Annotated in this window: 5 protein-coding genes, 1 tRNA gene and 1 pseudogene; 6 read left to right on the top strand and 1 reads right to left on the bottom strand. The window is 68.8% G+C overall.

The features are described from left to right. Positions 1–79: 79 nt before the first annotated feature. The 4 genes from ACYVOO_RS18340 to ACYVOO_RS18325 all read left to right on the top strand — a co-directional run bounded on the left by ACYVOO_RS18340 (position 80) and on the right by ACYVOO_RS18325 (position 4,412). A complete protein-coding gene (locus ACYVOO_RS18340; protein WP_461016690.1) occupies positions 80–1,009 on the top strand; it encodes a bifunctional DNA primase/polymerase in 930 nt (309 codons plus the stop codon). A gap of 346 nt (positions 1,010–1,355) precedes the next feature. Continuing rightward, a complete protein-coding gene (locus tag ACYVOO_RS18335) occupies positions 1,356–2,507 on the top strand; it encodes a DUF3631 domain-containing protein (protein WP_461016689.1) in 1,152 nt (383 codons plus the stop codon). 238 nt (positions 2,508–2,745) lie between these two features. Beyond that, positions 2,746–2,940 carry a helix-turn-helix transcriptional regulator gene (locus ACYVOO_RS18330; protein ID WP_461016688.1) on the top strand — a complete coding sequence of 65 codons (195 nt, stop codon included), beginning with the start codon at positions 2,746–2,748 and terminating at the stop codon, positions 2,938–2,940. Then, complete coding sequence (locus ACYVOO_RS18325; protein ID WP_461016687.1) at positions 2,937–4,412, top strand: tyrosine-type recombinase/integrase; 1,476 nt, start codon at positions 2,937–2,939, stop codon at positions 4,410–4,412. Before ACYVOO_RS18330 ends, ACYVOO_RS18325 begins: the two co-directional genes overlap by 4 nt. Positions 4,413–4,545: 133 nt before the next feature. On the opposite strand, the gene ACYVOO_RS18320 is transcribed toward ACYVOO_RS18325, so the two are convergent. Beyond that, a tRNA-Arg gene (locus ACYVOO_RS18320) sits at positions 4,546–4,617 on the bottom strand. Positions 4,618–4,863: 246 nt separating this feature from the next. Here ACYVOO_RS18320 and ACYVOO_RS18315 point away from each other — a divergent pair. Further along, positions 4,864–5,364: a response regulator gene (locus tag ACYVOO_RS18315; protein WP_461016706.1), complete on the top strand. Its 501-nt coding sequence runs from the start codon at positions 4,864–4,866 to the stop codon at positions 5,362–5,364. Positions 5,365–5,452: 88 nt separating this feature from the next. Further along, a pseudogene (locus ACYVOO_RS18310) lies at positions 5,453–5,956 on the top strand (DALR anticodon-binding domain-containing protein); the annotation flags it as partial.

Here is a 5,956-nt window from a genome sequence, read left to right as displayed (position 1 = left end):
AGGGCGGCCCCCGTCTCGCCAAAGTCCGGGGCCGCCCTCATCCATCCGTCCCTCAACAGACCTGATGGAGGTCTCCAGCATGCCCGACACCAGCACCGCTCATGCAAGGCTGCTCTCAGCCGCCCTTCACGCCGCCGCACGCGGCTGGCGCGTCTTCCCGCTCCGGCCTGGTACCAAGCGGCCCGTTCTCCACGGAGAGACCGCGTGCCCTCGCACCGGCCCCTGTTCGGGCGGGCACGCCAAGTGGGAGCAGCGCGCCACCACCGACCCCGAACGCATCCGCGCCGCCTGGACTCAGGCCCCGTTCAACATCGGCGTCGCGTGCGGCCCGTCCGGGCTGCTCGTGGTGGACCTGGATGAGCCCAAGACCAAAAACGACAAGAGCGAGAGCAAGAAGGACGCGCCTGGCGGCGCGGCGAACTTCACGGCGCTCTGCGAGCGCGCCGGGCACCCCGTCCCCGACACCTACCGGGTGCGGACCGCGAGCGGCGGGGAGCACCTGTACTTCCAGGCCCCCGATGGGGTGCGGCTGGGCAACACGGCAGGAACGATCGCGCCGTTGGTCGACACCCGTGCCTGGGGCGGCTACGTCGTCGCCCCCGGCTCCGTGCTGCCGTGCGGCGGCTACGAGGCCGTAGGCGGCGCTGTGCCGCTCCCTGTGCCCGCGTGGCTGCTGAGCATCCTGCGGCCCGCCCCCAAGCCCGTACAGGCCCCCACAGTGGCCGTAGCGGGGCAATCCCGCCGATACGCGGACGTAGCACTCACCAACGAGGCCCGGAACGTGGCCACGGCCGCCGACGGCACCCGCAACGCGACCCTGCTGCGGGCCGCCCGCGCCCTGGGACGCTTCATCGCCACCGGCGACCTCACCCGACCGCAGGTCGAGGAGGCTCTTAGGGGAGCGGCGGCGGGCAACGCTACACAGCCGCTCCGCTACTACGACGACGTGATCCGCCGCGCCCTGGACTGGTCCATCACCCACAACCCCGGCAGGGGGAAGGCGGCATGACCCCCTCCCCCCTCTCTAAGAGCCACACCCCCACCCCGACCGGCCCCCGCCCCGCCCAACCGGCCCCGGGCACGACCGGCCGTAGCGCGCCGAAGGACGCCGCCCGCAAGGGCGTCCGCTCTGCTCTTCGCCCGAACCCGCAGCACGGGCACGGCCGGTACCCCCTCGCGTGGCTGCACATCACCGCACCCGGACGCGGTGCGACCCCCACGGCCACCTCGTGGTGCGCCTGCGGACGCGACCGCTCAGCGATCGGCCACACCAAAGTGCTCGCACTGGTCGAGGGCCACACCGCGCACCGCGAGACCTGCCCGCTCCGCACCCCACAGGAAGGGAGGGCCGCCGCATGAACGAGCCCATCGACGGCGCCGCGCTGCTGGACGAGGTGGAAGCCTTCCACCGCCGCTTTAACGTCTTCCCCATCGAATCCGCCTACGTCGCCGTGGCCCTGTGGGACGCGCACGCGCACCTGCTGGACTGCTTCGACTCCACACCCCGCCTCGCTTTCCTCTCCCCGGAACCGGGCTCGGGGAAGTCCAGGGCGCTGGAGATCTGCGAAACCCTCGTGCCACACCCGATGGTGGCGGTCAACGCCAGCGCGGCGGCGCTCTTTCGTGCCGTCTCGGGCCTGGAGGGGCGCCCGACGATCCTCTTCGATGAGATCGATACCGTCTTCGGCCCCCGTGCCGGGGACAACGAGGAGCTGCGCGGCTTCCTCAACGCCGGACACCGCCGTACCGGGGTCACCTACCGGTGCGTGGCGGAAGGGGACACACAGAAGGTCGTGCCCTTCCCCTCGTACTGCGCCGTCGCGGTGGCCGGGCTTGGGTCGCTGCCGGACACAATCCTGACCCGCTCGGTCATCATCCGCATGCGCCGCCGGGCGCGGAACGAGAAGGTGGAGCCCTTCCGTGCCCGCATCCACGAAGCGGACGGGCACGCCCTGCGTGAACGCTTGGCGCAGTGGGCGGACCAGCACCGCGAACAGATCGCGGAGACCTGGCCGGAGATGCCCGAAGAGGTCACCGACCGGCCCGCCGACGTATGGGAACCGCTGCTCGCCGTGGCCGACGCGGCGGGCGGGGAGTGGCCCAAGCGGGCTCGCGCCGCGTGCGTGGAGCTGGTCAACGCGGCCAAGGCCGACGACAAGGGCAGCACCGGTATTCGGCTGCTGACCGACCTGCGTGACCAGGTGTTCAACGGCATCGACCGCCTGCCCACCGTCGCTGTCCTGGACCGCCTTCTGGCCCTGGATGAGGCACCGTGGGCCGACATGGGCGGCAAGCCACTGAACGCCCGAGGGCTGTCCAAACTGCTGCGCGAGTACATGACCAGCGACAACACCCCGGTTGTGGCCCGCAACATCAAGACCGGCGGCACGGTCCTCAAGGGCTACTACGCGGCCGATCTGCACGACGCCTGGCAGCGCTACTGCCCCCCACCCCCTGAGAATCCGCTACTTCCGCTACCTCCGCTACCGCCCTGGTCACAGGCGTGATCGAAGTAGCGGTAAGCCGGATTCCATCCGCTACCGCGCACCACTTTCCCGCTACCGGCCCGCTCTCGCAGCGCGGGTCGGTAGCGGCCCAATCCGCTACCGCTACCCCAATCCGCTACCTGATCAAGCCCTCTGACCAGGGCGGTAGCGGAGGTAGCGGAAGTAGCGGACCTGAGAGAAGAGGGCCGGACGCCTGAGCCCCGACGCAAGTGACCACAACAGAAGAGAGGACTGCGGCATGAGCGTCCGCGCGAGGGACGAGAAGCTGACGATCAAGGAAGTCCTTGCCGACCTCAAGGTTGCCCCGGCGACTTTCTACCGATGGCGACAGCTCGGAAAGGCTCCGCGCTCCATCAGGCTCCCGAATGGTGACATTCGTATCCGGAAGTCTGAGTACGAACGCTGGCTTGCGGAGCGGGAGGACGCTGCGTGAGCACCGAGAAAAACAGCACGGCCGGGCGCCCTCGCGGGTCAGCCCGGCCGGGCTACACCTTCGACGTCAAGCTGTGGAAGATCACGAAAACCGGGCGCAAATCTTGCCCATGGCGAGTTCGTTGGGTGGTGGCCGGTCGAGTATGCGGCGGCACTTTCGCTACGTATCCGCTCGCCGAAAGCCGCCGGAACGAGATTTGGAACGCCATGAACCGGCGCGGCGAAGCGTTCGAGATCGAATCAGGACTTCCTGAGTCTGAAGTTCGGAACGCGGAAGCTGTTGAAGCGGAAAAAGCCAAGGAGAAGAACGATCCCAACTGGTGGTTTTTCGCACAAGAGTTCATGAAGCGCCGATGGCGTACGGCAGCAGCCAAAACGCGCGAAGGGTTTGCAGACAGCCTGGCGTCCGCAGCCCTGGGGATGATGGGGGAGGGGCCGGACGCTCCGGAAGCTCGGACCGTACGGAGGGCCGTGAGGTGGGCTGTTGTTCCGTCTCACGCCGACGAGCAGCCACCCCCGGGCCTGGAGAAGGCGTGTGCTTGGCTCGCGGAGAACACTCTGCCGCTGTCTGCGCTTAAAGCCTCCGAAACGGCGGAAGACGTTCACTATCGACTCGCCTACAAGCTTGATGGGAAGCTGGCTGCCAAGGACACGTATAAGCGCCGCCGTCGCGGGTTCAACGCAGCGATGAACTACGCCATCCAGCGCGGGTATCTCGAAACGAACCCAATCGCGGAATTGGAGCGGTACGCCACTGCGGGACGCGGAGCGATTGACCCACGTGTCCTCATGAATGCAGGACAAGGGCGCGATTTTCTCACGGCCGTGTCATACGTCGGGTCCGTGCACCGAAACCGGGGTAGGCGATTGGTCGCGTTTTTCGGCTGCATCCTGTATGCCGCGATGCGCCCAGCGGAAGTCGTCGGATTGCGGCTCGATGACTGCTATCTGCCGGATTCTGGGTGGGGCGTTCTCACGCTCAAGGAGACGCGCCCCGTCTCGGGTAAGAAGTGGACCGACTCGGGGGAGCGGCACGATAAGCGGGGGTTGAAGATGCGCGATCCCGAGAAAGATCGCCCGGTGCCGATCCCACCGGTACTGGTGGCGATGCTCCGTGCACACGTGAAGGAATTCGGCACTGCGGAGGACGGCCGGGTTTTCCAGAATGAGCGCGGGGGGCTGGTGGGCACGTCGAGTTACTGGCGTGTCTGGCAGGAGGCTCGCCCGTTCGCCTTCCCGCCGCACAAGGTCGCATCTCCGCTCGCGAGGAAGCCGTACGACGGCCGCGCGAAGGCCATCACGGACTGGCTCCGTGCTGGCCTTCCCGTGGCGGAGGTGGCCCGCCGTGCGGGTACCTCCCCGGAGGTCATCGACCGGCACTACGCGGGATGCATCGACAACAGCGAGGCGGAGGACAACAGGAAGATCGAGCGAACTATGGGGTGGTCCGAGGGCGACACCGACGCAGCCTAGAAACCGTGTCGGAGGTGTGTCGCGAACGCTGAGAGACAGTGAGAAGGAGCGGGAGTCAATGAGACTGACTCCCGCTCTCTCATGTCGGTATCCGCGCTGGTCAGCGGCTGATTCACGCTGACCGGACTGCGAGTACCCCCGGCAGGATTCGAACCTGCGCACACGGCTCCGGAGGCCGTTGCTCTATCCCCTGAGCTACGGGGGCTCGTCGGCGCTCTTGAGCGGCGACAGGTAGAACAGTACCAGCTCGGGAGTGGTGCACCGGAAACGGGTTTCGGGGCCTCTCCGGTGCCGCCCAGGGGCCTCGCGCTTCTCACCCTCCCGGTGCACCTGCTCGCCACACGCGTCCCATCAGTCCCTCGTTCTCCGTGCCCGTCACTGGCAGGGGTGGAAATGGACAAAAGCCGGACGGGGCCGGAGGGGCGGGCCTAGGCTTTGCGGTGTGCCAGGTATGTCCGGCCGGGTCCTTGTGGTTGATGACAGCAAGGTCATCCGGCAGCTGATCAGGGTCAATCTCGAGCTTGAGGGCTTCGAGGTCGTGACCGCCGCCGATGGTGTCGAGTGCTTGGACATCGTGCAGCGGGTCCGGCCCGATGTCATCACGCTGGACGCCGTGATGCCCAGGCTCGACGGGATGCGGACCGTCGACCGGCTGCGTTCCGATCCACGCACCTGCCACATCCCCGTGGCCCTCATCACCGCCTGCACCCAGTTCGAGGGGCAGGAGACGGCCGCGATCGACGCCTTCCTGGCGAAGCCCTTCGAGCCCGCCGAGCTGGTGCGGCTGGTCCGGCGGCTCTCGCACGGTGTCGGCAACGGCGCCGGTAGCGGAGCCGTGTGTGACGTGCGTGAGGGGCACGACGGCGAGGTCCGGGCCCCGGGTCTCCCGCACGAGCCGCCGGCGGCCGAGTCGGCGGAGGCGGCGGAGCCGACCGCACGGCCCGTGCGGTGATCTCCGTCAGGTGACCTCGGGGGGCCATGACGTCCACGGTGCGAAACCTGTTCGCTTACCCCCGCCCCCTCTCCCATACGCTTGTTCCGTGACCCCCGCCCAGCTCTCGCGCACCGTGCTGCACACGTTGCGCTGTGCGATCGAGGAGGGCGAGCTGTCCCTGGACCCGGCCCGCCTTCCCGGCCGGGTCGTCGTCGAGTCGCCGCCCAGGCGTGGTGACGGGGACTACGCCGTCAGCGTCGCCTTCCCGCTCGCCCGCGCCGCGGGGCGCCCGCCGCGCGAGGTCGCCGAGCTGCTGCGGAAGCGGCTCGTCGACGAGTCGGGCACGCCGGGTGCGCCGGGGATCGGTGGCGTCGAGATCGCGGGCGGCGGCTACCTCAACGTCACGCTCGACGCCGAGGGCCGCACCGCCCTCGTCGCCGATCTCGTCCGCCGGGACCTCCCCTCCGAGCCCGCCGCCCCCTCCGCCCCCTCCGGGCCGGTCACCGACGATCCCGCCGTCGACATCGCGCGCTGGGCCGCCGTCACCGGCGACGAGCCCGCAGCCCTGGCCGTACGGACGCGGGACAGCTCCCTCTTCCGCGTGCAGTAC

It is taken from the genome of Streptomyces daliensis (assembly GCF_054782395.1).
Note: the sequence above shows the minus strand (reverse complement) of the source record. Positions and strands in the feature narration are given on the sequence as shown.

Excerpts from the sequence above, each read along its gene's own strand:
- ACYVOO_RS18330 (WP_461016688.1), top strand. The coding sequence starts at position 2,746 with ATGAGCGTCCGCGCGAGGGACGAGAAGCTGACGATCAAGGAAGTCCTT.
- ACYVOO_RS18340 (WP_461016690.1), top strand. The coding sequence starts at position 80 with ATGCCCGACACCAGCACCGCTCATGCAAGGCTGCTCTCAGCCGCCCTT.
- ACYVOO_RS18335 (WP_461016689.1), top strand. The coding sequence starts at position 1,356 with ATGAACGAGCCCATCGACGGCGCCGCGCTGCTGGACGAGGTGGAAGCC.
- ACYVOO_RS18315 (WP_461016706.1), top strand. The coding sequence starts at position 4,864 with ATGTCCGGCCGGGTCCTTGTGGTTGATGACAGCAAGGTCATCCGGCAG.